This window comes from Sphingomonas qomolangmaensis, from assembly GCF_024496245.1.
GTDB lineage: Bacteria > Pseudomonadota > Alphaproteobacteria > Sphingomonadales > Sphingomonadaceae > Sphingomonas > Sphingomonas qomolangmaensis.
On record NZ_CP101740.1, the window covers coordinates 281,012 to 306,316 of the forward strand.

At 67.5% G+C, this 25,305-nt stretch carries 20 protein-coding genes; 10 read left to right on the plus strand and 10 right to left on the minus strand.

Annotated features, from left to right (window positions below):
* The first annotated feature begins 31 nt into the window (after nucleotides 1-31).
* From NMP03_RS01480 to dmeF, 3 genes are read left to right on the plus strand one after another with little or no spacing between them, the layout of a single operon-like run.
* Entirely contained in the window at nucleotides 32-592 is a 561-nt protein-coding gene (locus NMP03_RS01480; RefSeq protein ID WP_256506782.1) for a septal ring lytic transglycosylase RlpA family protein, read from the plus strand.
* Between the two features lie 45 nt (nucleotides 593-637).
* Entirely contained in the window at nucleotides 638-913 is a 276-nt protein-coding gene (locus NMP03_RS01485; RefSeq protein ID WP_256506783.1) for a metal/formaldehyde-sensitive transcriptional repressor, read from the plus strand.
* Nucleotides 910-1,875, plus strand: coding sequence for a CDF family Co(II)/Ni(II) efflux transporter DmeF (gene dmeF / locus NMP03_RS01490; RefSeq protein WP_256506784.1), 966 nt, complete (start codon nucleotides 910-912; stop codon nucleotides 1,873-1,875). Before NMP03_RS01485 ends, dmeF begins: the two co-directional genes overlap by 4 nt.
* 50 nt (nucleotides 1,876-1,925) lie before the next feature.
* Here dmeF and NMP03_RS01495 read toward each other — a convergent pair whose 3' ends face one another.
* The 6 genes from NMP03_RS01495 to NMP03_RS01520 form a co-directional block, all read right to left on the minus strand.
* Complete coding sequence (locus tag NMP03_RS01495; RefSeq protein ID WP_256506786.1) at nucleotides 1,926-2,363, minus strand: DUF4168 domain-containing protein; 438 nt, start codon at nucleotides 2,361-2,363, stop codon at nucleotides 1,926-1,928.
* Between the two features lie 177 nt (nucleotides 2,364-2,540).
* Complete coding sequence (locus tag NMP03_RS01500) at nucleotides 2,541-3,752, minus strand: dipeptidase (RefSeq protein ID WP_256506787.1); 1,212 nt, start codon at nucleotides 3,750-3,752, stop codon at nucleotides 2,541-2,543.
* A gap of 113 nt (nucleotides 3,753-3,865) precedes the next feature.
* Nucleotides 3,866-6,136, minus strand: coding sequence for a TonB-dependent receptor (locus tag NMP03_RS01505; protein ID WP_256506788.1), 2,271 nt, complete (start codon nucleotides 6,134-6,136; stop codon nucleotides 3,866-3,868).
* Nucleotides 6,137-6,320: 184 nt separating this feature from the next.
* On the minus strand, nucleotides 6,321-6,767 hold the full coding sequence (locus NMP03_RS01510; protein ID WP_256506789.1) for a vgr related protein: 447 nt from the start codon (nucleotides 6,765-6,767) through the stop codon (nucleotides 6,321-6,323).
* Nucleotides 6,764-7,684, minus strand: coding sequence for a hypothetical protein (locus NMP03_RS01515; RefSeq protein WP_256506790.1), 921 nt, complete (start codon nucleotides 7,682-7,684; stop codon nucleotides 6,764-6,766). Before NMP03_RS01515 ends, NMP03_RS01510 begins: the two co-directional genes overlap by 4 nt.
* Nucleotides 7,681-8,121 (minus strand): copper chaperone PCu(A)C, encoded by a 441-nt coding sequence (locus NMP03_RS01520; protein WP_256506791.1) that lies wholly within the window; start codon nucleotides 8,119-8,121, stop codon nucleotides 7,681-7,683. The genes NMP03_RS01515 and NMP03_RS01520 overlap by 4 nt, the downstream gene beginning before the upstream one ends.
* Before the next feature lie 174 nt (nucleotides 8,122-8,295).
* On the opposite strand from NMP03_RS01520, the gene dnaK reads away from it, so the two are divergent.
* Nucleotides 8,296-10,203, plus strand: a complete 1,908-nt coding sequence (dnaK, locus tag NMP03_RS01525; protein ID WP_256506792.1) for a molecular chaperone DnaK — start codon at nucleotides 8,296-8,298, stop codon at nucleotides 10,201-10,203.
* 120 nt (nucleotides 10,204-10,323) lie between these two features.
* Nucleotides 10,324-11,445, plus strand: coding sequence for a molecular chaperone DnaJ (gene dnaJ, locus NMP03_RS01530; RefSeq protein ID WP_256506793.1), 1,122 nt, complete (start codon nucleotides 10,324-10,326; stop codon nucleotides 11,443-11,445).
* 100 nt (nucleotides 11,446-11,545) lie between these two features.
* Here dnaJ and NMP03_RS01535 read toward each other — a convergent pair whose 3' ends face one another.
* Nucleotides 11,546-14,584 (minus strand): TonB-dependent receptor domain-containing protein, encoded by a 3,039-nt coding sequence (locus NMP03_RS01535; RefSeq protein WP_256506794.1) that lies wholly within the window; start codon nucleotides 14,582-14,584, stop codon nucleotides 11,546-11,548.
* Between the two features lie 417 nt (nucleotides 14,585-15,001).
* On the opposite strand from NMP03_RS01535, the gene NMP03_RS01540 reads away from it, so the two are divergent.
* Together NMP03_RS01540 and NMP03_RS01545 are read left to right on the plus strand one after the other, a co-directional pair.
* On the plus strand, nucleotides 15,002-17,362 hold the full coding sequence (locus NMP03_RS01540; RefSeq protein WP_256506796.1) for a penicillin acylase family protein: 2,361 nt from the start codon (nucleotides 15,002-15,004) through the stop codon (nucleotides 17,360-17,362).
* Nucleotides 17,359-18,969, plus strand: a complete 1,611-nt coding sequence (locus NMP03_RS01545) for an N-acyl-D-amino-acid deacylase family protein (RefSeq protein WP_406698062.1) — start codon at nucleotides 17,359-17,361, stop codon at nucleotides 18,967-18,969. Before NMP03_RS01540 ends, NMP03_RS01545 begins: the two co-directional genes overlap by 4 nt.
* Before the next feature lie 124 nt (nucleotides 18,970-19,093).
* Here NMP03_RS01545 and NMP03_RS01550 read toward each other — a convergent pair whose 3' ends face one another.
* Together NMP03_RS01550 and NMP03_RS01555 are read right to left on the minus strand one after the other, a co-directional pair.
* Complete coding sequence (locus NMP03_RS01550; protein WP_256506797.1) at nucleotides 19,094-20,143, minus strand: serine hydrolase domain-containing protein; 1,050 nt, start codon at nucleotides 20,141-20,143, stop codon at nucleotides 19,094-19,096.
* Complete coding sequence (locus NMP03_RS01555; RefSeq protein WP_256506799.1) at nucleotides 20,140-21,657, minus strand: MFS transporter; 1,518 nt, start codon at nucleotides 21,655-21,657, stop codon at nucleotides 20,140-20,142. The genes NMP03_RS01550 and NMP03_RS01555 overlap by 4 nt, the downstream gene beginning before the upstream one ends.
* Nucleotides 21,658-21,831: 174 nt before the next feature.
* Between NMP03_RS01555 and NMP03_RS01560 the strand changes: the two genes are divergently transcribed.
* The 3 genes from NMP03_RS01560 (at nucleotide 21,832) to NMP03_RS01570 (ending at nucleotide 24,270) form a co-directional block, all read left to right on the plus strand.
* A complete protein-coding gene (locus NMP03_RS01560; RefSeq protein WP_256506800.1) occupies nucleotides 21,832-22,332 on the plus strand; it encodes a Dps family protein in 501 nt (166 codons plus the stop codon).
* 145 nt (nucleotides 22,333-22,477) lie between these two features.
* Entirely contained in the window at nucleotides 22,478-22,663 is a 186-nt protein-coding gene (locus NMP03_RS01565; protein ID WP_256506801.1) for a DUF1328 family protein, read from the plus strand.
* Between the two features lie 11 nt (nucleotides 22,664-22,674).
* Complete coding sequence (locus tag NMP03_RS01570; RefSeq protein WP_256506802.1) at nucleotides 22,675-24,270, plus strand: cisplatin damage response ATP-dependent DNA ligase; 1,596 nt, start codon at nucleotides 22,675-22,677, stop codon at nucleotides 24,268-24,270.
* Nucleotides 24,271-24,277: 7 nt separating this feature from the next.
* Here NMP03_RS01570 and NMP03_RS01575 read toward each other — a convergent pair whose 3' ends face one another.
* The gene (locus NMP03_RS01575) at nucleotides 24,278-25,228 is read right to left on the minus strand and encodes a glutathione S-transferase family protein (protein WP_256506803.1); all 951 of its coding nucleotides are present in this window, start codon (nucleotides 25,226-25,228) and stop codon (nucleotides 24,278-24,280) included.
* Nucleotides 25,229-25,305 lie beyond the last annotated feature (77 nt).

Below are 25,305 nucleotides of genomic sequence, written 5' to 3' on the forward strand. Positions count from 1 at the left end.
GTTGAGTGCGGGGCAGCGTCTGACAGGGCAAATGGCCGCCGTGCTGATCGCCACGCTGTTGCTCGCGGGCTGCGCGGGGCGCGACTATCGGCCGGTCGCCGATACGCCGGTCCGGATCGGCCCGTCCTACACGGTGCGCGGCGTCACCTATGTGCCGGCGGCGGACCCGCGCTACGACGAACTGGGCAGTGCGAGTTGGTACGGCAATGAATCGGGCAACCAGACCGCCAATGGCGAGCGGTTCCGGCCCAAGGGGATCAGCGCGGCGCACAAGACGCTGCCGCTGCCGAGCTATGTCGAGGTGACCTCGCTCTCGACCGGGCGGACGATCCTGGTGCGCGTCAACGATCGTGGCCCGTTTGCACGCGGTCGGCTGATCGACCTTTCGCGCGGTGCTGCTGATCTGCTGGGGATGCGCGTGGCGGGGGGTGGCGCGGTGCGGGTGCGCCGGGTCGATCCGCCGGCGCGCGATGCTGCGAGGCTGCGCGCGGGAAAGCCGGCTAGCGAACGGCCTACCGTCAGCGGCAGGGTGCTCGACAATCTTCGCGCGCAATTGGCGGCGGGCGAGCGGGCGGGGCTGGTCCCACGGTAGCGCACGGCTTGGCATCCTCGATTAGATAGGGTACCCCCCTATCCTATGGGACATTTAGCTGCCGATACAGATCGCATGACCGCGCGCGTTCGCCGGATCGCCGGGCAGATTGCCGCAGTCGAGCGCGCGATTGCCGCCGACGCGCCGTGCGCGACGACGCTCCACCTCGTCGCCGCGGTGCGCGGCGCGGTGGCGGGGCTGATGGACGAACTGGTCGAGGAGCATCTGCGCGAGCATGTCGCGGCACAGGGGCTGAGCGATGCCGAACGGATCGCGGGAGCCGACGAGCTCGCGACCGTGCTGAAACGGCATTTTCGATGAGCGACGCGGTTGGACCGGTCGATGCGGCGCACCCCTGCTCGCGCTCGCACGATTATCTCGGCGCGGCGCATGACGCCAATGCGCGGCGGACGCAGTGGGTGGTGTTGCTGACCGCCGCGATGATGGTCGTCGAGATCGTCGCGGGTTACGCGACCGGATCGATGGCGCTGCTCGCGGACGGCTTCCACATGGCGACGCATGCCGGCGCGCTCGGGGTGGCGGCGATCGCCTATCGCTATGCCCGGCGGCACGCGCATGATCCGCGCTACAGCTTCGGGACGGGCAAGGTCGGCGACCTCGCGGGGTTCGCCTCGGCGCTGGTGTTGATGCTGTTCGCCGGTGGGATCGCGCTCGAATCGGCGCGGCGGCTGTTCGATCCGGGGACCGTGGCGTTCGGTGAGGCTACGGTGGTTGCGGTGGTGGGGCTGCTGGTGAACCTCGCGAGCGCGTTGCTGCTATCGGGCGGGCATCATCACGGGCATTCGCACGCGCACGACCATGCCGAGCACGACCATGCCGAGCACGGGCATGACCATGTCGAGCACGCGCATGGCCATGGGCACGACAATAATCTGCGCGCGGCCTATCTGCACGTGCTGGCCGATGCGCTGACGTCGGTGCTGGCGATCGTCGCGCTGCTCGCCGGGCGGTATCTGGGGTGGAACTGGCTCGATCCGGTGATCGGGATCGTCGGCGCGGGGGTGATCGCGCATTGGTCTTGGGGGTTGCTGCGCGATACCGCGGCGGTGCTACTCGATACGAGCGACGAGGCGCTGGTCGCCGATCTGCGCGCGCGGGTGGAAGCGCCGGGCGATGTTCGCGTCACCGACCTGCACGTGTGGCGGATCGGTGCGGGGGCGCGGGCTGCGATCGTCGAGGTGACGGGCGCAGATGCGGACGCGCTGGCGCGGGCCCGGCTCGCCGGCGCGGCGGTGGCGCATCTGTCGGTTGCGGTGCGCTGACACGACAACGGCGCGGTCCTCGAGGGACCGCGCCGTCATGCGCCAAGCGATTACTGTGCGGGCTGCGCCGGTGCCGCGCCGCCATTCTCGGCCTGGACGGCTGCCGAGATCTTCGCCTGCAATGCCGGATCGCTCTGCATCGTCTGCGCGATCTGGTTGAACTTCGCGGGGTCGAGCCCGGTCGCCTGGACCTTCTCGGCCATCTTCGTCTGCTTGTCGGCCGCCGCGATCGTCGTGTCCTTCTGGACTGCTTCGACGGCGACCACCGCCTTGGCGAACTGGCTCACATCGGTGTCACTGATCGGGCCCGAACTGGTCGCAGGGGCCGCGGTCGTCGGGGCGGTCGAGCTCGTCGGTGCGCCGGTCGTGGGGGCCGGCTGCATCTGCGCGTCAGGCGCGGTCTGCGTCGGCGCCATGCTCTGCGCAAATGCGGGTGCAGCAACTGCCATCATGCCGGCAGCGATCAGCGTACGATTGAAAGTATTCATTTCGGTTCTCCGAACAGTTGATACGGTGTCATCGAATTACCGAACCAAGATCGGGAGCCGCGTCGCGCGCCGCAACATCAACGCGGCGAGCGGTTGCTTGCGCGCGATCGGTATCGCAAAGAAATCATCTCATCGCGGCTCGATACCGCTTCATCCGCGGTTCACGATATTGGTCGACTAGCTCTTGCCGCCCGCCACTGCTTCGGCCCTGGCCAGCACGCGCAGCACGTTGCCGCCTGCCAGCTTCGCGAGATCGGCATCGGACCAGCCGCGCTGGATCAGCTCGGCGAATAGCAGCCGCCAGCCATCGGCGCCCTTCATCCCCACGGGGCCGGTGCCGCCGATGCCGTCGTAATCGCCCCCGAGGCCGACATGATCGCGCCCGGCGATGCGTGCGATATGCTCGACATGGTTTGCGACGTCGGCGGCGGTGACGCGCGGGGCCGGGTTGGCCGCGGTCCAGGCACCCATGCCGGCATCCTCAGTCTCGATCCCAAGCCGCTTAGCCTCGGCGCCGCGCCGCGCGTTCCAGTCGGCATAGGCTGCCGAGACGAACACCGGATAGACGTTCACCATCACCACGCCGCCATTCGCCGCGGTCAGCCGCAGCACGTCATCGGGCACGTTGCGCGGATGCGGGTTAACCGCGAAGGCGTTCGAATGCGAAAAGATCACCGGCGCGCGGGTGGCGGCGAGCGCGGCCTTGGCGGTGTCGGCCGAAACGTGGCTGAGATCGACCAGCATGCCGATCCGGTTCATCTCGGCGATCACCTCAAGGCCAAAGGGGGTGAGGCCGCGGACATTGGGGGTGTCGGTGGCGCTGTCGGCCCAGGAGACGTTCTTCGAATGCGTCAGCGTCATGTAGAGGACGCCCGCCTTGCGATAGTCGCGCAGCAGCGACAAATCGTTGTCGGCGATCTGGTGCGCGCCCTCGATCCCCATCAGCGAGGCGATCCGCCCCGCCTGCCGCGCGGCGCGGACCTCGGCGCTGGTGGTGGCGAGCGCGAGGTCATTCGGGTAGCGCGCGACCAGCCGGCGGACGAGCGCGATCTGCTCGCGCGTGGTCTTCACCGCTTCGGCACCGGTGATCGTCGCGGGAATCCAGAGCGACCAGAATTGCCCGCCATAGCCGCCCGCGCGCAGCCGGGCGATGTCGGTCTGGACGGGGGGAACAAGCTTGTCGCCATTGGCCGAGAGGTCGGTGGTCTCGACCCTGCCGCCATGCTGGTCGCGAAGCTCCCAGGGCAGGTCGTTGTGGCCGTCGACCACCGGCCGGGTGGCGAGGAAGCGTTCGAGCCGCGCGGCGGCGTCGGGACTTGGGCTGGCAGTCTGCGCCAAGGCAGGGGCGGCAAGAACCAGTGCCAGCGAAACCCCAAGCAATTTCTTCATATCGTACCCACCCCGGCCATGTCGCGCAAAGCGCGCATCATGTCGCGGGGGAGGGGCGATGCATAGGCCGAACCGGTCCCCCGCCCGAAAAGGGCAGGGTGCAGGCCGGTACCTCAGAAGCGTGCGGTGAGCTGCCCACCGTAGAAGCGCGGTTCGGCACGGATGAAGGTCGGGATGCCGAAGGCGCCCCCGGTATTGCCGGCGTCGAGCAGATATTCCTCGTCGGTCGCGTTGCGGATGAAGCCCGCCAGCTCGAAGCGCTCGTCCATGAAGCTGACGCCCGCGCGGGCGTTGACCAAGGTCACCGGCCCTTGCGAGATCGCCAGGTTGTTGGGCACTTCGAAGAAGATGCGGCTACGATAGGTGACCGTCGGGGTGGCGAAGAAGCGCATCCCATTGCCGACCGGTGCATCGATCGTGAAGCCCGCCGCCGCCTGCCATTCGGGCTGGAGCCGGAAGCGTGCGCCCGAGAAGGCGGGGGCGAAATTGTTGCCCTCGTCGATCCCGCCATCGATGTACGATCCGTTGGCGAAGACGTTGAGCCAGGTCGTGGGGCGAATGCTCAGCTCGGCCTCGACCCCGAGGTTGCTGGCGGTGCCCGCGCTCTGCGTCAGCGAGGTGCCGTTGGGCTGGATCACGCTGACCTGGAAGCCGTCATATTTCTGGTAATAGACGCCGAGCGTTCCCGAGATCGGGCCGACACTGCCCTTGATCCCGCCTTCATAGTTCCAGACGATTTCCTCGGGCACCAGCTGCAGGTTGCGCGCGGGGCCGCTGGCGGCGTTGCGGGCGTTGACCTGCACCACCGGCGAGCGGCGGCCCTTCGAGACGGTGGCGTACACGTTGATGTCGTCGGACAGGCGAAGCAGCGCGTTGAAGCGCGGCAGGACCGCAGCGAAGCTCTCCTGCGCTATGAAGGTCTGACCCGCAGTATCGATCTGGCCAGGCACCAGCGACGCGGCATTGGTGAGCCGGGTGCGCGGGACGCGGGCGAAGAAGCCCGACTTGCGCTGTTCGATCAGCACGCGAACGCCGGCGGTGAGCTCGAGCGCGGGGATCGGGATCCATGTGGTGTCGGCGAACACCGAATAGCTGTCGTTCTGCCCCTGATTCTCGAACACCGAGCTGTAGGGCACCTGCGTCAGCCGGCCACCCGACAGTATCGCGGTGGCCTGCGCCGCCTGAACCTGACCCGCGGCGTCGATGCAAGCGAGGCCGGGGATCGGACGCGCCGCGCACTGCAGGAAGATGCCCTCTTCGGCCGAGAATGGCACGTTCTGGATCGAGTCCTCGATGAACACGTTCCAGCCGAACGAGGCGCGCCATTGCGGGTCGTTGTAGTTGAAGCGGCCCTCGTGGCTCGCCTGCCAGCCCTGGGCCAGTTCGGCGAATTCGAGATACCAGGCCGCCGAACCATCGGCGTCGAAGATTTCGAGGCTGTCGAAGTCGCGATAGCCGTTGACCGTGGTGAAGGTCAGGCTGTCGGTCAGTTCGTAGCTGGCGGTGAGGTTGAAGTCATAGACGTCGCGATCGAGCCCGAGCTGCGCCGCGCCCAGCGTTGCCGCCGAATCGGGTGCGCCGCCAAGATTCGCCTGGCCGAACGGATTGCCGGGGCCCGCCTGCGTCGGCAGCGCGCGCGAGACGAACGGGGTGCCGCCGTTGCGCTGGCGGTCATAGGTGCCGATCAGGTCGAGCGTGAAGCGGTCGGTGGGGGTGTAGCGGATGGAGGCGCGGATGCCGAGCTGGTCCTGTGCGTACAGTTCCTCGTCCTGGTTGGGCGAGAGGTTTTCGACGAACCCGTCGCGCTTCTTATATTCGAAGGCGATGCGCCCGGCGAACACGTCCGACCCGCCGTTGATGAAGCCCGACAGGATCGTCGAGTCATAATTGCCATAGCCCGCGGTGATCGCGCCCGAGAAACCCTCGCGCGGGCGCGCCGAGGTCATGCTGATCGCGCCGACCGCCGATGCGGTGCCGAACAGGGTCGCCTGCGGCCCCTTGATGACCTCGATCCGCTCCATGTCGTAGATCGCCTGGTACGATCCGCGCGAGCGCGCGATGTCGACGCCGTTGTAATAGAGCGTGACGCGCGGCGCCTGCTGCGATGAGCCCGAGTCCGAGGTGATGCCGCGGATCACGATGCCGGGGTTGTTCGCGCTCTGCTCCTGGACGTTGAGGCCCGGGATGAAGTTCGACAGCTCGTCGAGATCGCTGACGCCGAGTTCGGCCATCCGTTCGCCCGACACCGCCGAGATGGTGATCGGCACGTCGACCAGCCGCTGTTCGATCTTCTGCGCGGTGACGATGATCTCGTTCGAATCCTCCGCCGGCGCGTTGGGGGTTTCGACGTTATCCTGCAGCGCCGATTGCGCGAATGCGGGCATGGCTAAGGCGGTGGATGCGAGCAGGACGGCCGCGAGCGAAAGGCGATGTTGCATTGGTAACCCCCGTTGATTCGAAGGAGCCTGTGCCTGCCGGTTGTGAACGCTGCGCTGCAAAGCCGTGACGCAGCCGTGACAATGTGTGACCAGTCGATGACAGCTTCGCTATGCGCGGGCTGCCCGACGCTCAGAAGGGCAAGATGCCGCGATATTGTTCGAGCGGCGGCGCGCCGGGGAGCAGCGCGCCCTGGCGCAGCAGGAAGATGTGGCGGACGATCTCGGCCTGTTGTTCGAGCCCGTAGCGCGACAGCCGCCAGCCGGGCTTGAGGCTGTAATCATAGCGGCAGAAGGGGTGGCGCCGCAGCGGCAGGAAGATGCCCTGCTGGTGCTGCCAGATATGCGTCATCTCGTGCAGGAACAGCCCCTGCGCATCGCGCCCGCTGTGCGCGAAGTCGTCGCAATAGAGGCCGCCCTGGGGATGGAAATGGATGCAGCCGGTGGGGGCCATCGTGACGTGCCTCGGCTGGAAGAACGCCCATTTGCGGTTCGCCACCGTAGCGCGCGCATAATCGATCGCGTTGCCGAAGATGCTGCTGGCGAGCGCGATCTCGCCGGGGGTGAGCGGGCGCTTCATCGCGGCCGCGGCGTCACCGATTGCGCGAGCCGGTCGCAGCGTCCGGCGATGTCTTCGGCGACCGGGCTGGTGCAGACGATGCGGATATAGCCGCCACCTTCGAGGAAGCGGATATGCTGGCGCAGCGTGATCGTCCGCGCGCGATCGACCGCGGTCGCGGCAACGGTGTGGAGGCTGCCGTCGCTCGAAACCGCTGCGCCGAGCACCGTCAGCCGGCTGAGTTCGGGGGTGGCCTCGACCGCCTTGCGTGCGAAATCGGCGCGATCGGCGACGGGCACCGCGCCGAGGCTGCTGGCGACGACCACCAAGGGCTGCGCGCCATCGGTATCGACGTCGAGCGGACCGTCGGTGAGCAACAGCCCCGATCCCATGAGCGTGCGCACCGGCCGAAACCCGGCGCGATTGCCGACCGCGAAGGGCAAGGCCGCGATCGATGCTTCGAGGTCGGCTGCGCCGCGCAGCCGCACCGATCGCAATGCCGCCTCGAACCCCGCCGCCGCTGCCGATGCGGTTGCGGCGGGTGCTTGCGCGGTCACGAGCGCGGTCGCGGTCTTGCCGCCCGCGAGTAGTAGCCATTTGGTGTAGGCGACGCCGCCCACCGTCTGCGCGCCGCGATAGAGCCGCGCAGGGGTGCGGTCGGCGACGATGATCGCCTCGCCCTTGCCGGTCAGAGTCACGCCGTTGGGGAGCCTGCCGCCGGGTGCGGTATCGAGCCGCCGCACCATCTCGTCGAACGCGGCGGGGGGCAGTTCGGCGAGCACGATCGATCGCTGGGTGGCGATATCCTCGAACCCGGTATAGCCCGCCGCCTCTGCCATGCCCGGCGGCGGGGCGAGGCCGATCGCGCCTTGCTGCGGATAGACCGCGGGCGATGCTTGGGCTGCAGCGGTCGCCAGCGCGGCGACCAGCAGCTTCATTCCGGAGCGCCTTCGCCCGCGCCGACGATCCGCGCGGGGACGTCGAGCTCGCGGCCCGAGGCGAAGACCAGCTTCAGCCGCGTTTCGTTGCCCGCCTGCAGGCCCGGTGTCATCTCGAACAGCATCACATGCCGCCCGCCCGGGGCGAAGCTTGCCGGCTGGCCCGCCTTCAGCGACACGGTCTCGAGCGCGTTCATCGTCATCATGCCGCCCGCGCCCGCCATGCTCTCGTGCAATTCGGCGCGTTTGGCGACCGGGGTCGATACCGCGGTCAGCGCATCGTCGCGGCCCGCGGCCTCGATCGCGAAATAGGCCGCGCCGGGTCGACCGGCGACCGCGGGCAGGCGGATCCACGCTTCCTCGACGCTGATTTGATCGGACGGACCGCAGCCGGCCAGCACGGCGAGCAACGCGATCGGGAGCGAGAAACGACGCATTGGCGTGCCTTTTGCAGGAGCCCGGGAAATCTGCGGCTGCGTCTAACCGCACGGCAATCTTGCGGCAAGGCGAACCCGACCTATATCGCGGTTTGGATTTGGTTCCATGGCCGGCGGGAACGGGCATGGGGCTTTCGTCAATCTGTTCAGACCTTTGGGGGCCTACGAGGGACTATGGCTAAAGTAATCGGTATCGATCTCGGCACGACCAACAGCTGCGTTGCAGTGATGGAGGGCGGCAAGCCCAAGGTGATCGAGAATGCGGAAGGTGCGCGCACCACGCCGTCGATCGTCGCCTTCGCCAAGGACGGCGAACGACTGATCGGCCAGCCGGCCAAGCGCCAGGCGGTCACCAATCCCGACAGCACGATCTTCGCGGTCAAGCGCCTGATCGGCCGCCGCTTCGACGATCCGGTGACCAAGAAGGACACCGAGCTCGTCCCCTACACCATCGTGCGCGGGCCGAACGGCGACGCCTGGGTGAAGGCGGGCGGCGAGGAATATTCGCCTTCGCAGATCAGCGCGTTCACGCTGCAGAAGATGAAGGAAACCGCCGAGGCGTATCTGGGTGAGACCGTCACGCAGGCGGTGATCACCGTGCCGGCGTACTTCAACGACGCCCAGCGCCAGGCGACCAAGGACGCGGGCAAGATCGCCGGCCTCGAAGTGCTGCGCATCATCAACGAGCCGACTGCGGCGGCGTTGGCCTATGGCCTCGACAAGGACACGAACAAGACGATCGCGGTCTATGACCTTGGCGGCGGCACCTTCGACATCTCGATCCTCGAGATCGGCGACGGCGTGTTCGAGGTGAAGGCCACCAACGGCGACACATTCCTGGGCGGCGAGGATTTCGATTCGACCGTGGTCCAGTTCCTGGCCGACGATTTCAAGAAGGCCGAGGGGATCGACCTCACCAAGGACAAGCTGGCGCTGCAGCGGCTGAAGGAAGCCGCGGAGAAGGCGAAGATCGAGCTGTCCTCGGCGCAGACGACCGAAGTGAACCTGCCCTTCATCACCGCCGACGCCAATGGGCCCAAGCATCTGGTCAAGTCGATCACCCGCGCCGATCTCGAGCGGATGGTCGACGGGCTGATCCAGCGCACGCTCGGGCCGCTCAAGAAGGCGATGGCCGATGCCGGCGTCAAGAATGACGGCATCGACGAAGTGGTGCTGGTCGGCGGCATGACGCGCATGCCCAAGGTGCGCGAAGTCGTGAAGAACTTCTTCGGCGGCAAGGAGCCGCACACCGGCGTGAACCCCGACGAAGTCGTGGCGATCGGTGCGGCGATCCAGGCAGGCGTGCTGCAGGGCGACGTCAAGGACGTGCTGCTGCTCGACGTGACGCCGCTGTCGCTCGGCATCGAGACGCTGGGCGGCGTGTTCACCCGGATGATCGATCGCAACACGACGATCCCGACCAAGAAGAGCCAGGTCTATTCGACTGCCGACGACAATCAGCAGGCGGTGACGATCCGCGTGTTCCAGGGCGAGCGCGAAATGGCCGCCGACAACAAGATGCTCGGCCAGTTCGACCTGGTCGGCATTCCCTCGGCACCGCGCGGCGTGCCGCAGATCGAGGTCACCTTCGACATCGACGCCAACGGCATCGTCAACGTGTCGGCCAAGGACAAGGGCACGGGCAAGGAGCAGCAGATCCGCATCCAGGCATCGGGTGGCCTGTCGGACAACGACATCGACCAGATGGTGCGCGATGCCGAGCAGTTCGCCGAGGAAGACAAGAAGCGCCGTGCGGCGGCCGAGGCGAAGAACAACGCCGAAAGCCTGATCCACACCACCGAGCGCCAGCTTGCCGACAATGGCGACAAGGTCGACGCCTCGCTCAAGAGCGAGATCGAGGCCAAGATCGCCGAGGCCAAGGCCGCGGTCGAGAGCGGCGATGCCGAGGCGATGACCGCCAAGTCGGGCGAGCTCGCGCAGGTCGCGATGAAGCTTGGCCAGGCGATCTACGAAAAGCAGCAGGCCGACGAGGCTTCGCCGCAGGCTGCGGCCGACGCCCCCGCGCAGGAGGACGTCGTCGACGCCGAATTCTCCGAGGTGGACGACAACCAGAAGGCGTAAAACTATGATCCGGACCCGTCATTCCAGCGAAAGCTGGAATTTCGTGCGGCAGGCGAGCGGCTCTGTCGCACGAGGCCCCAGCCTTCGCTGGGGCGATGGTTCGGGGCATAGGGGGCACATATGACCACCGAAGATTATTACGAAGTGCTCGGTTGCGAGCGCACCGCCGATGGGGCAACGCTCAAATCGTCGTACCGCAAGCTCGCGATGCAATATCACCCCGACAAGAATGGCGGGTGCAAGGACAGCGAAGCCAGGTTCAAGGCGGTCAGCGAAGCCTATGAGGTCCTGAAGGACCCGCAGAAGCGCGCTGCCTATGACCGCTATGGCCATGCCGCGTTCAAGCAGCATGGCGGCGGGGGCGCCGGCGGCGGCGCCCATGACTTTTCGGGCTTCAGCGACATTTTCGAAAGCATGTTCGGCGAATTCGTCGGCGGGCAGGGCGGTGCGCGGCGGCAGACGCGGCGCGGCGCCGATCTGCGCTACGACATGGAGATCACGCTCGAGGACGCCTTCAACGGCAAGCAGACCGAGATCACGGTCGATGTGTCGGGGCTGTGCGACACCTGCGGTGGCAGCGGTGCCAAGCCCGGCACCGTCGCGCGCGGCTGCTCCACCTGTGCCGGCCACGGCAAGGTGCGGGCGCAGCAGGGCTTCTTCGTCGTCGAGCGGACCTGCCCCACCTGCCACGGCGCGGGCGAGGTGATCGCCGATCCGTGCAACACCTGCCGCGGCGACGGGCGGACCGACAAGACCAAGACGCTGAGCGTCAACGTGCCCCCCGGCGTCGATGAGGGCACCCGAATTCGCCTGACCGGCGAGGGCGAGGCCGGGCCGCGCGGCAGCCCGGCGGGTGACCTGTATATCTTCCTGCACGTCGCCCGGCATGCGATCTTCACGCGCGAGGGCACGACGCTCCACGCGCGCGCGCCGGTGAGCTTCACGACGGCGGCATTGGGTGGCGAGATCCACATTCCCGGCCCCGACGGCACGCATCACACGATCCGCGTGGCGCCGGGTACGCAGAGCGGGCGCGAAGTCCGCCAGCGCGGCGCGGGGATGCCGGTGCTACAGGGCCGCGGCCGCGGCGATCTGGTGGTGCGGATCGAGGTCGAGACGCCGACCCGGCTGACCGGGCGCCAGCGCGAATTGCTCGAGATGTTCCGCGATACCGAGACGGGCGAGGAATGCCCCGAAACCAGCGGCTTCTTCGCCAAGATGAAGGCGGCGCTGGGGGGCTGAAACAACGGGGCGCCGCGCGGCGCCCCGTTGCTCACTTTGACGATGGCCTCGGGCTACCCTATTCCCCGAACGGGGAGAGGGTAGGAGCGGTCAGCTAGGTTCAGCGCGTCTCCATGCGGATGCCGACGCGGAACGAGCGGCCCAGCAGGTCCGAATAGGTGCTGTTGGCGGCGAGCCCGGTTTCGGGCAGCAGCAGCGGTTCGCGATCGAACACATTGGTGACGTTGATGAAGAACTGCGCCTCGGCGTCGCCCATGTCGATCTTCTGCGTCAGGTTGAGATCGGCATAGAACAGCCCCGACACGCTGTTGTCGTCATAGGTGAAGAAATTGGGATCGTTCGCTGGGCAGGCGGTGGTGCATTCGATGCCGTTGGCGGCGTATTTGCCCGCGCTGATCCCCCGGCCCACCGCGGTGATCGAGAAGCTGGGCGAATCATAGCTGGCGCTGAAGCGATAGATCCAGTCGGGGGTGCTGAACTGGCCGCCGTTCACGCCTACGCTGTTGAGCACTACCGTCCCGGGGACGCCGCTGTCGTACAGATTGTCGATATAGCGGGTCGCGACGCCGCGCAGCGTGAAGTTGCCCGCAGCCTGCGCGAAGATCCGCTCGAGCGGGAGCCGGTAGCTGGCGTCGATATCGACCCCGCGCACCAGCTGGCTGGCGGCGTTGAACGGCTGGCTGCGGATCAGCAGATAGGGCTGGTTGGGCGCCGAACGGATCGGGTCGAAGCTGATCGCATCGCAGAAGCTCTGCTGGTCCTGCAGATAGCAAAGATCGGCGATCTGTTGCGCGCTGAAGGTGCTGATCGCCTGTTCGAGATCGATGCGGAAATAATCGACCGACAGGTTGAAGCCCGGAACGAAGCTCGGCGAGAGCACTACGCCCGCGTTCCACGAATTGGCCTGTTCGGGGCGAAGCGCGGGGTTGCCGGTGACGAAGCCCGAATAGCCATAGTTCGCCGGGCCGTTGAGCCCGTCGGGGGTGTAGGTGGGGTTGCGGATCGAATCGCTGTTCGCCGAGCCGCCCTGGAACAGGTCATTGAGGTTGGGCGCGCGGATGTCGCGCGAGCGGGTGACGCGAAGGCGGATGTCGTCGATCGGCTGCCAGGTCGCGCCCGCCTTCCAGGTGGTGACATAGCCCGCGGTCGAATAGCTGGTCGCGCGCACCGCGCCGTTGAATTCTAGCCCGAAGCCCAATGGCACCACGGTTTCGAGATAGGCTTCCTTGACGTTGTAGTTGCCGGTGGTGGGCAGGTAATTGCCCACCGACCAGGCGTTGCTGGTGGTCGGGCGACCGCTCGAATCGGTGGTCGGGGTCGGCTGGAACTGCGCAGGGACGAAGCCGGTGATCCGCTCCTCGCGATATTCGGCGCCGAACGCGATGCTGACATCGCCCGCCCAGGTGGCAAAGGGGGTGACCGACGCGTTGGTGGCGATGTTATATTGCTCGACCACCTCGTCACGATAGGGATCGCCGAGCGCATAATCGAACACCGCGGGGTTGGCGACGCCGAGCCCCAGGCGGTTGAGCGCGACGCAGGCCGGATCGTTGTTCGCGGCATTGGCGTCGACGTTGATCAGGCACTGGATCGACCCGGGCGCATAACCCGCGGCGTTGCCCGCGGGCGCGAAGGCGGCGTTGGTGGCGTTGGCCATCCGCTGGTTGTTCATGATGTTGCGCAGCTGCTCGCGCAGCTCGGCGCGGCCATATTGCGCGTACAGGTTCCAGGTCGCGCGCTTGCCGAACACCTCGGTGTCCCCCTCGGCGCCGAGCGCATAGCGCTGCACCTCGCGCTTGTTGTCGACCGCGCGGAAGGGCAGGTCGGCGGCGCTGGTGGCGAGCGTCACGCTGGTGATGCCGGTGAGCGCCGCAGGGCCGAGCGTGTTGTAGAGGAAGGCGTTGCACGTCGTCGGCGCGGCGGCGGCGGTGGCGGCGGTGCCGCAGCCAGTGGCGTTGAGCGTGATGCCGGTGGCGAGGTTGGGACCGGCGTTGAAGAACACCTCCTGCCGGTTGTACGCACCCTCGGCGAACAGCTCGATCCCCTCGGCGATCTCGTAGCTCAGCCGCCCGAACAGGCCGTGACGATCGTCCTGCGGGTCGAGCCCGATCCGGCGGCCGGTATCGTTGACCCGCCAGTCGCCACCCTGGGTGAGAGTCGGCGCCGCGGTGCCGGTGCGCGCGGGGAAGGTGAGGTCGCCATATTGATATTGGCTGACCTGCCCGTTCGCGCCGAAATAGAGCCCGCGCAGCCGGTTCGCGGTGCCGCCCGCCGAATTGGTGATGATGCCGCCGGGGGTCGAGTTGGCGGCGCCGACCTGGCGGCGGATCAGATAGCGCGGGGTGGTGCTGGCGGTGGTCCAGGCGGGGTCCTGGATACGGACATAGCCGGTCGCGTTCCAGTCGCGATCGACGTCGAAGATGCCGTCGCGATGCGCCACTTCGGCGCTGAGCAGGAGATGCCCGCGATCGTCGGCGCCGAACGACATCCCGCCCGCGACGCTGAGCGAGTAGTTCGCACCATCACCCTTGTCGGTAATGCCGCTGTCGATCGCGACCTTGAGCCCGGTATAATCCTTGTCGAGCACGAAATTGACGACCCCCGCGACCGCGTCCGACCCATAGGCCGACGACGCGCCGCCGGTGACGACCTCGACGCTGCGGATCAGCGCCTGCGGGATGGTGTTGACGTCGACCAGGCCGGTGACGGTGGAGCCGACGCTGCGCCGGCCGTCGAGCAGCACCAGCGTCCGCTCGGCACCCAGGTTGCGCAGGTTGAGCGCGTTGATTCCCGCCTGGCCGCTCGACAGGTTGAGCCGCGAGTTGGAGGGGCGGGTCGAGCCAGCGAGCGAGGGGAGCTGGTTGACGAAATCGGCGATGTTGTTGCTGGGCGAGGTGTTCTGGATGTCCTCGAGCGTCAGCACCGTGACCGGGGTCGGCGCCTGGAAGCCGTCGCGGACGATCCGCGAGCCGGTGACCACCAAGTCCGGATCGGTGGTGGCGGAATCGGTAGCCTCGCTCTGCACGTCGGTGGCCGCGGTCTGCGCCAGCGCGGTAGCTGGCATCAGGCCGGCGAGCGCGAGCGCGGCAAGGCTGGCCTGCGTGGCGATGCGAACGGAAAGCGGGCGGTTGGCGTGCATCAAAATCCCCCTGATAGTCCAAGCGATGCCGGGCGGGTTGCCCGCATCGTCGCTTCGTGTTGCTGTCGCCCCGGATATTTCCTTGGGTAGCGGGCAGCCCCTCCCGATCGTCATCATCCCGTCATCGGCTGGCGTTAACGGCACTTCGATAGTGCAGGGCTCGCGCAAACCCCGTCAAGGCAAGCGGAGCTTCTTTGCGTTGCCCCCGCCATAGCCTCAGGGCATGGACGCGCCAAAATATCGCCATCAAACGAACGATAGTTGCGCGCCATAGCCCGGTGGCATGACCCTGCCAGCGGTTGCGATATGATGCGCGGCGCGGATCGGATAGCCTGCAGCGCTTCGCCCGGGGGCTATTCGCGCTTGGGTGATCGGCTGCGTGGCGCTGATGCCGCACGATGTTCCCGGGAGAACCGCATGAAGCTCGATCGCCGCGTCTTTCTGGGCGGTAGCTCGGCGATGGTCGCGCTGCTGCCGCTGGCGCGCAGTGCCTGGGGGCAGACAGCGCCGGTCGCGCGGCACACCGTGCGCGGTGCGAGCGGACCGATCGAGATCGTCGAGGATTCGCAGGGCATCCCGCACATCCGCGCCGCGACCAAGCCCGATGCGTTTTTCGGCCAGGGCTATGTCGTCGCGCGCGATCGGCTGTTTCAGCTCGACCTCAGCCACCGTCGCAGCATGGGGCGGATGGCCGAGGCGTTCGGGCCTGACTTCGCGATCCATGACCATGGCGAGCGGCTGTTCCATTTTCGCGGCGATCTGGAGGCCGAGCTGGCGGTGGTGCCGCGCGAGATACTCGATTGTGCGCGGGGCTATGTCGCGGGGATCAATGCGCGGATCGACGAGGTGATCGCCGATCGCACGCTGCTGCCGCCCGAATATCGCATCCTGGGTGCGCTGCCGCTGCGCTGGGATGTGCGCGATCTGGTGCTGGCGCGCGGTGCTTCGATCGGCAATGTCGATGATGAAATCCGCCGCGCGCGGCTGGCGGCGATGGGGATGCTCGAGCTCGACACCTTGGTCGCGCCGCTACGCCCGGCGTGGGAGTTGCGCGTGCCCGAGGGGCTCGATGTGGCGGAGGTTTCCGAAGCCGATCTGGGGGTGTTGGCGCAGGCCGAGGGGGCGTTGCCGTTCGGCGCCACGCCGACGCCGGTGCGCGATCCCGCCGGCGTGCGGATCGAGCGCGAGAACGCCGGCTCGAACGCCTGGACGATCGCGCCGGGGCGGAGTGCCACCGGGCGGCCGATATTGGCGAACGACCCGCATCTGGGGATCGGCGGCTTTGCCCCGCGCCATGTTGCGCATCTGACCGCGCCGGGGCTCGACGTGATCGGCGGCGGCGCGCCGGGGCTGGCGGGGATCATGCAGGGGCACACCGATCGCTTCGCGTTCGGGCGCACCAATTCGCACAACGACCAGAGCGACTTGTTCATCCTCGAACTCGATCCCGCCGATCCCGAGCGCTACCGCCACGATGGCGGCTGGAAACGGTTCGTGCAGGTTCGGGAGGTGATCGCCGCCAAGGGCGCGCCGGCGCGGACGGTGGTGCTTCGCTATTGCGTGCATGGGCCGGTGCTGCTGCACGATCCGGCGCGGGGGCGCGCGACGTCGCTGGCGAGCGTCACGATGATGCCCGGCGCGATGGGGGCGTTCGCGATGATCGCGATCAACTTGGGGCGCCATTGGGCGGGGCTGAAGGAGGCGTTCAAGCTGCATCCGTCGCCGACCAATTTCCATTATGCCGATATCGACGGCAATCACGGGTGGCAGGTGATCGGCCATGCGCCGATCCGCGGCGGCGGGCATGACGGGTTGCTGCCGGTGCCGGGCGACGGGCGCTACGACTGGCAGGGGCGCTTCGGTGCGGAGAAGCTTCCGAGCGAGTACAACCCGGCCAAGGGTTGGTTCGCGACCGCCAACCAGAACAACCTGCCCGCCGATTATCCGGTGCCGCTCGCCTTCTCGTTTCGCGAACCCTATCGCTACGAGCGCATCAAGCAGGTGCTGACGGGGCAACCCAAACACAGCATCACTGATAGCGCGGCGTTGCAGCAGGACGTGCTGTCGACCCCGGCGCGCGAGCTCGTGGCGCTGATCCCGGCGCGGGTGAGCGCGGCGGCGATGCCCGCGGCGGCGATGTTGCGTGGGTGGGACGGGCAATTGGGGGCCGGGAGCGCGGCGGGGGCGCTGTTCCAGATCCTGTGGGCAGGGCTGGGCAAACGCGTGCTCGACGTGGTGGTGCCAGTGGAGGCGCGAGAATTGGTGCCCTCGATCGCGGCGGGCGAGCTGATCCGGCTGTTCCGCGCGCGCGGTCCGGACATGGCCAAGCTGTTCGACGAGGCGCTGGTGGCGGCGTGGGACGAGGCAAAGCGGCTGATGGGGGATGACCCGGCGGCGTGGCGCTGGGGGAGCCTGCACCAGGTGCGGATCGCGCATCCGCTGGCGCGGCTGCCGGCGATCGCCGCTGCGTTTCCGACGATCGAGGGGGGACAGTCGCCGGGCGACAACTACACCGTCAACGCGCGCTGGGTGGCGGCGAACCGTGGCTATCGGACGTCGGGCGGGGCGAGCTATTTGCAGGTGATCGACGTCGGCGATTGGGACAACAGCCTGTATCTGAACCTGCCCGGCCAATCGGCCGATCCGCGATCGCCGCATTATCCCGATCATTATGCGCCGTGGATCACCGGGCGGATGCGCAAGCTGCCGTTCAGTCGCGGCGCGGTCGATGCCGATGCGCGGGGGCGGACGATGCTGGTGCCGGAGGGGGGCGAATGATGCGGCAGGCGATGGTTTCGATGCTGGCGCTGGCGCTGGCGCTGGCCGGATGCGCCGCGACGGCGGGGAGCGGGCAGCGCGCCGATGTCGTGATCCGCGGCGGCACGCTTTATTCGGGCGGCGAGGGCGCGGCGGTGGTGGGCGATGTCGAGATCGCGGGTGACCGGATCGTCTATGTCGGGCCTTCGCGCGGGACGGCGGCGGCGCGCGTGATCGATGCGGCGGGCAAGATCGTCGCGCCCGGGTTCATCGATCCGCATACCCATCCCGACAGCTATATCCGCTCGGCCGACCCGGTGGCGCGGCGCAACCTGCCCTGGCTGGCGCAGGGGGTGAGCACGATCATCCATGGGGTCGATGGCGGCGGTTCGCCCGACGTCGCTGCCGACGCCGCTCGGCTGGAGGCGAGTGGAATCGGCACCAATGTCGCGCGCTTCGTGGGGTTCGGCGCGGTACGCGAGGCGGTGTTGGGGCAGAACGATCGCGCGCCGACGCCCGCCGAACTGGCGCAGGAAAAGGCGCTGGTGGCCAAGGCGATGTGCGAGGGGGCTTTGGGGCTTTCGACCGGGCTGTTCTATGCGCCGCAGAGCTTTGCCACCACCGAGGAGGTGATCGCGGTGGCGCGCGAGGCGGGGTCGCGCGGCGGGATGTACGACACGCATCAGCGCGATGAATCGAGCTACACGATCGGGCTGCTGGGTTCGACGCGCGAGGCGATCCGCATCGGGCGCGAGGCCGCGATGCCGGTGCATTTCGCGCATCTGAAGGCGCTGGGGGTAGACGTCCACGGCCAGGCACCGCAATTGATCGCCGAGATCGAGGCGGCGCGCGCGGCGGGGATCGACGTGACCGCCGACCAATATCCGTGGGACGCATCGGGATCGAGCGTCGATGCCTCGCTGGTGCCGCGCTGGGCGGTCGATGGCGGGTATCGCGCGATGATCGCGCGGTTCGATCAGCCCGCCACGATCGCGCGGATCAAGCCCGAGATGGCGGAGAATCTGCGGCGGCGCGGCGGGGCCGACAGCTTGCTGTTGACCAGCGCGGGGCACCCCTGGACCGGCAGGACGCTGGCGCAGATGGGGCAGGCCTGGGGGATCGACCCGATCGATGCGGCGATCCGGATCCTGCGCGTCGCCAATCCGCGCGGCACCGGCGCTGCGGGGAGCGCGGTCGCGTCGTTCAACATGGCCGATCGCGACATCGACCTGATCATGCGCCAGCCCTGGGTGGTCACCGGCTCCGACGGATCGGACGGGCACCCGCGCCAATATGCCACCTTCCCCCGGCTCTACGCCGAATATGTTCGCAAGCGCAGAGTGATCGATCTGGCGACGATGATCCGGCGATCGACCGGCAAGGTGGCGGATATGTATAAGATCGAACAGCGCGGCTATCTGCGCGCCGGGTATTTCGCCGATGTGGTGGTGTTCGATCCCGAGGATTATGCGCCGCGTGCGGATTATGTGAATCCGAATGAGCCGGCGGCAGGGGTGACGTCGTTGTTCGTCAATGGCGTGCTGGCGTTGGAGGATGGCGCGGCGACGGGGGCGACGGCGGGGCGGGCGTTGCTGCGGGCGCGGCCGGCTGGGTGTCCTGCGGCTTAACTACCCCCACCCCGTTCGTCCTGAGTAGCGGCTGAGCTTGTCGAAGACGCGTATCGAAGGACATTGCCTCGTGCGCGGGGGCTTCGATACGCGCCCTCGCTACGCCCTTCGGGCTACTCGGTCGCTACTCAGCACGAACGGTTGGGGCATTGGCCCCTCCATACTCATCGAACCCCGCAATCACCGCATCCCCCGTCGCCGCACGCAGCGCGACGATGCCGCTGTCGGCGTGGCGCGTCGGGTGGACCCGGTTGGTGAGCAACGTCCAGCCGATGCCGCGAGCGAAATCGATCCACAGGCCGGTGCCGGTGAAGCCGGTATGGCCGATCGTCTCGGCTGAGCAGGCATCGCCGCCGGGCCAACCGTCGAACCGCCGCTCCCAGCCGCACGTGCGGCGTTCGGTGACGGGGGTACGGATCGCCGCCAGCATCGCGGGCGATGCGCCCGAGCCGTCGAGCAGGCCGCCTGCGAAATCGAGCACGCCGGTGACGGTGCCGAACAGCCCGGCATGGCCGGTGCGCCCGCCCAGCGCGAAGCAGTTTTCGTCGTGGACCTCGCCCTGCAACACGCGCCCGCGCCAGCTGCAGCGTTCGGTGGCGACGGCCGGGCCGGGGGGTGGGCCGTAGCTCAGGCCCCGCCCCAGCGGCTGTGAGTCGAGCGGGCCGCCGGTCAGCCGCTCGATCGCGATGCCGAGCAGCAGGAAATTGATGTCCGAATAGACCGGCGGGCCATGCCGCCATTCGCGCTGGAGGATGAAGGCGCGCAGCCGGCTGGGATCGTCGCCATAGGTGTAGATCGGTTCGACCGCTGGCAGGTGGGTATTGTGCGCGAGACAGTCGCGGAAGGTGAGGCGGCGTTCTGCGGCACCGGCGACGTCGTACTGGCGAAGGTCGGGGATGGCGGTAGTGAGCGGGGCGTCGAGATCGAGCGCGCCCTGGTCGGCCAGCCGCAGGATCATCGTGGTGGTGGCGATCACTTTGGTCAGCGAGGCGAGGTCGAACCAGTGATCGGGGGTGAGCGCGGTTTCGCTCGGTTCGCGGCTGGCGAGGCCGGCGAGGCGAGTCGCACGGCGGCCATCGGCGGTGACGATGCCGAGTGTCGCGCCGGGGATGCGGCCAGAGGCGACGACTTGCGCGGCGGCGGCGAAGGCTTGGTCGGCGATGGCTTCGATCATGCGGGCAAATCCGAAGCGCGCGGGCGGATGCCCGACAGCGCGGGGAGGAAGGGGATCGCCGCCAGGCTGACGATGCCCGACAGCGCGAAAAAGCCGTTATAGCCGATCGTGCCGACCATCGCGCCGCCCGCGCCCGACAGCAGCCGGGGGAGCAGGAAGGCGAAGCCCGACAGGAACGCATATTGCGCGCCGGGGAAGCGCGGGTTCACCAACAGCGATAGATAGACGACGAAGATCGCGCCCGCCATGCCGTTGCCGAACTGGTCGGCGCCGGTGGCGATGTAGAGCAACGCCTCGCTCGGCGGTTGCCACGCCAGCCAGACGAAGCCGAAATTGCCGATCGCGGCGAACACCGCGCCCAGTGCCAGCGTCCATGCCATCGGCCAGCGGGTGACCAGGAAGCCGCCGACGCCGACACCGACCATGCTGGCCGCGAGCGCGATGACGCTGTCGGCGCGGCCGATCTGCGCGAGCGTGTAGCCGAGGTCGCGGATCATCGGCTTCGACAAGTTGAGCGCCAGGACGTCGCCCATCCGGTAGATCGACACGAAGCCCAGCAGCACGATCGCGCCGAAGCCATAGCGCCAGAAGAAATCGACATAGGGGCCGATCGCCGCCGATCGGCGGAGGCGCGAGGTGGGCGCGGCGCGGCGGATTTTTGGCAGCGCGATCGCCATCGCGATGAAGGGCAGCATGCAGATGCCCAGCACATAGGGGGTGACGTTACTCTGGCTGCCGATCCCTGCGGCGGACGCGGATTCGAGCACGACCCAGCCGAGCGCGGCGGTGACGACCAGCACCAGGGCGAGGATCGCGGCGCTCGCGGCCAGCCCGTGGGCAAGGGCGGTCCAGCGCCCGTGCGTGCCGGGGCGATCGGGTGCGGTCGCCAGCAGCAGCGGGAAGGGCGCGATCGCGGCGGCGGCGATGCCGAGATAGGCGGCCGACCAGCCGCTGGCATCGGCGATCAGCAGCGCGCCGCTGCCCGCCGCGACCATCGCCGAGCGATAGCCCCACAGGTTCGCCGCGACGATCGGGCCTTGTTCGTCCTGCGTCGGCGCAAGCTCGATCCGCCAGGCGTCGGCGGCGACTTCGAGCGTGGTGGTCCAGAAGGCGAGCAGCACCGCGAATAAGGCGGTGACCCCCAGACTTTGGTCGCCGGCGGTGAGCGCCATGCCGACCATCGCGCTGAAGATGCCGAGCTGCGACAGCAGGACCCACCCCCGCCTTTTCCCCCAGAAACGCGCGAAGCCGGGAACGTCGTAGCGATCGAGCAACGGTGCCCACAGGAATTTGAAGGTTGGCAGCAGCTGCACCCAGGCAAAGAAGCCGATCACCACCAATGCCACGCCATGCGCCTGGAGCCGAAGCGTGAGGACGGTCGAGAACATGTAGAAGGGGAGCCCGGCGGAGAAGCCGAGCAGGCCGAACAACGCCATTCGGGCCTTGCCCGGCGCGATCGGCGGTATGGTCGCGGGGTGGGGGACTGCCGCCGGGGGCGACGATATCGCGGTCATCGCGCGGGGGTTCCTGAAGCGGGCAAGGCCGCATATCGTCGAGCGATCGGGGCGAACAGTCAATCGCCGTCGCCCGACCGCCGGCACGACTTATCCGCTGCACCCTATGGAGCAAATTGCCGGTCCGGTCGTTGTCGATCCGAACCGATTTTTTCGCACTAGATGGAGCATCCCATGGCCGACACGCCCAACCCTGCGCTCAAGACCCCGACCGACCTCAAGCCCAACGACGCCAAGACCGTGGCGCAGGCGCTCAACGGCATCCTCGCCGACAGCTTCGCGCTGTATCTCAAGACCAAGAATTTCCACTGGCACGTCTCGGGCCCGCATTTCCGCGACTATCATCTGATGCTCGACGATCAGGCGGCGCAGATCCTCGCCACCACCGACGACATCGCCGAGCGCGTGCGCAAGACGGGCAACACGACGCTGCGCTCGATCGGCGACATCGCGCGCCACCAGACGATCAAGGACAACGACAAGGACTTCGTGTCGGCGACCGAGATGCTCGCCGAACTGCGCGAGGACAATCTAGCGCTGGTCGAGCTGCTGCGCGAAGCCAAGGACATTGTCGACGAAGCCAAGGACAATGCTACCAGCGGCATCCTCGACGACTGGACCGACCAGGCAGAAGAGCGCGCGTGGTTCCTGTTCGAGGCCAGCCGCAAGGGCTGATCGAAGCGTGCGGTGATGACAGGCCCCCCGGTTGCCCCCGCGGCCGGGGGTAAGTGCGTGGGCTGTCCTCCAAGCCGATCGCGCGACGGGCGGAACTTTCGCGGCGTTGGCTCGGTTGGTTTGGTACATAACAGGGAGAATACAGATGATTCGGTGGGCAGTGATATTTCTGGTGATCGGCCTCGTAATGGCGGTGCTCGGCTTCGGCGGCATCGGCGGTACCTTCATCGAGATCGCCAAGATCCTATTCTTCATCGCGGTCGCGATCTTCGTCGTGTTGTTGGTGCTTGGGCTGGTGGCGGGCAAGAAGGTCAAGGACACCTTGTCCTGATCTAGACCGCGATGCGCGCCTTTGCCGATCTGCTCGATCGGCTGATCTATACTCGCTCGCGCAACGCCAAGCTGGCGTTGATCGGCCACTATCTACGCGAGACGCCTGATCCTGACCGGGGTTGGGCGCTCGCTGCGTTGACGGGTGATCTCGATCTGCCCGCGGTCAAATCTGGCACCGTCCGCGGGCTGATCGTCGAGCGCGCCGATCCGGTGCTGTTCGCGATGAGCCGCGATTTCGTCGGCGACACCGCCGAGACCGTTGCGCTGCTATGGCCCGAAAATCCCGCGCGCGCGGTCAACGCCGAGCCGCTGACCGTCGCGCGGGTGATCGAGCGGCTGGCGAGCCTGAGCCGCGCCGATGCGCCGGCGGTGCTCGCCGACATGCTCGACCAACTCGACTCGGACGAACGCTATGCGCTGCTCAAACTCGCCACCGGCGGCTTGCGCGTCGGGGTATCGGCGCGGCTCGCCAAGACCGCGCTGGCGCAGGCGTTCGGAATCGATGTCGAGGCGGTCGAGGAAGTCTGGCACGGGCTCGACGCGCCCTATGACACGCTGTTCGCCTGGGCGGAGGGGCGGGGAACCCAGCCGAGCACGACCGACATCCCGGTGTTCCGCCCCTTCATGCTCGCGCATCCGCTCGACGACACGCAGGTCGATCTGGCCGACTATGCGGCCGAATGGAAATGGGACGGCATCCGCGTTCAGATCGTCCATGTCGCGGGCGAGACGCGACTCTATAGTCGCGCCGGCGACGACATCACTGACAGTTTTCCCGAGGTCGCGGCCGCCTATCGCACCCCCGGCGTACTCGACGGCGAATTGCTGGTGAAGGGCGAGGCGCAGGGCGCTGCGCTCGATGAGGGCGGCGGCGCGGCGAGCTTCAACGCGCTGCAGCAGCGGCTGGGGCGCAAGGTGGTTTCGGCAAAGATGCAGGCCGAGTACCCCGCCTTCGTCCGGCTGTACGACATCTTGTTCGATGGGCCTGAGGACCTGCGCGAGCTGCCATGGCACGCGCGCCGCGCGCGGCTCGAGCCGTTCGTCGCCGCGCTCGACCCCGATCGCTTCGACCTAAGCCGAGTGATCGACGCCGCCGATTTCGCCGCGCTCACCACGATCCGCGACGGCGCGCGCGATTCGGCGATCGAGGGGGTAATGCTCAAGCGGCGCGATTCGCCCTATGTCACCGGGCGGCGCGTGGGGCTGTGGTACAAATGGAAGCGCGATCCGCTCGTCGCCGATTGCGTGATGATGTACGCGCAGCGCGGCAGCGGCAAACGGTCGAGCTTCTACAGCGATTATACCTTTGGATGCTGGACGCCCGACGGCCAGCTGCTGCCGGTGGGCAAGGCCTATTCGGGCTTCACCGACGAGGAGCTGAAATGGCTCGATCGTTTTGTCCGCAACAACACCGTCGCGCGCTTCGGCCCGGTGCGCGAGGTCGAGAAGACCCTGGTGCTCGAAGTCGCGTTCGATTCAATCCACGCTTCGAAGCGGCATAAATCGGGGGTCGCGATGCGCTTCCCCCGCATCGCGCGAATCCGCAAGGACAAGCCTGCGGGGGAAGCCGATCACATCGAAACTTTACTGCGCCTCGCGACCTAAATTGGCCTCAAATCGACGCGGGGCCGATCGGGACGATGCCGGTGGGGTTCACGTCGGGATGGCTGCGATAATAATGCGTCTTGATGTGGTTGAGGTCGACGGTTTCGGCGATGCCGGGCACCGCCATCATCCGCTCCATCAGGCGATGCAGGCGCGGATAGTCGACGATCCGCCGCCAATTGCACTTGAAATGGCCGTGATAGACCGGATCGAAGCGCATCAGCGTGGTGACCAGCCGGATATCGGCCTCTGTCATCCGGTCACCCACCAGCCATTCGCGACCGTCGAGGTGGTGCTCGAGCCAATCGAGCGATTCGAACAGCGCGCGGGCGGCCTTCTCATACGCCGCCTGCTGTTTGGCGAAGCCTGCGCGATAGACGCCGTTGTTCACCGTTTGATACACCCGGTCGTTCAGCGCATCGATCTCGCCGCGGAGTTCGGCGGGGTAGAAGTCGCCGGGCTTGGCGCCCAGATCGTCGAACGCGGTGTTGAACATCCGGATAATTTCGGACGATTCGTTGTTCACGACCCGCGCTTCCTTGCGGTCCCAGAGCACCGGCACGGTAACCTTGCCCGACATCGTCGGATCGCTGCGGGTGTATATCTGGTGCAGGTGATCGAAACCGTAGAGCGGGTCGCCGGTGCCGCCGAACTCTTCCTGGAAGCTCCAGCCGTGCTTGCCCATGATCGGGCCGACGACGGTGACCGGCAGCAGATCCTCGAGCCCCTTGAGCGCGCGGACGATCAGGGTGCGGTGCGCCCAGGGGCAGGCGAGGCTGACATAGAGGTGGAAGCGATCGGCTTCGGCGCGGACGCCGCGCTGGCCGTCGGGGCCGGGCGATCCGTCGGCGGTGAGCCAGTCGCGGAAGGTCGAATCGGCGCGCTGGAAATCGCCCTTCTCGTCGGTCGGCGCGACCGGTTGTTCGTTGCTCCAGCGTCCGTCGGTCAACTGACCCATCGTCATTCTCCTATCGCTATGAAGAACGAACCGGCGAGGAAGGCGAGCGATCCGCGCAGGCGACGGAAACGCAGGGT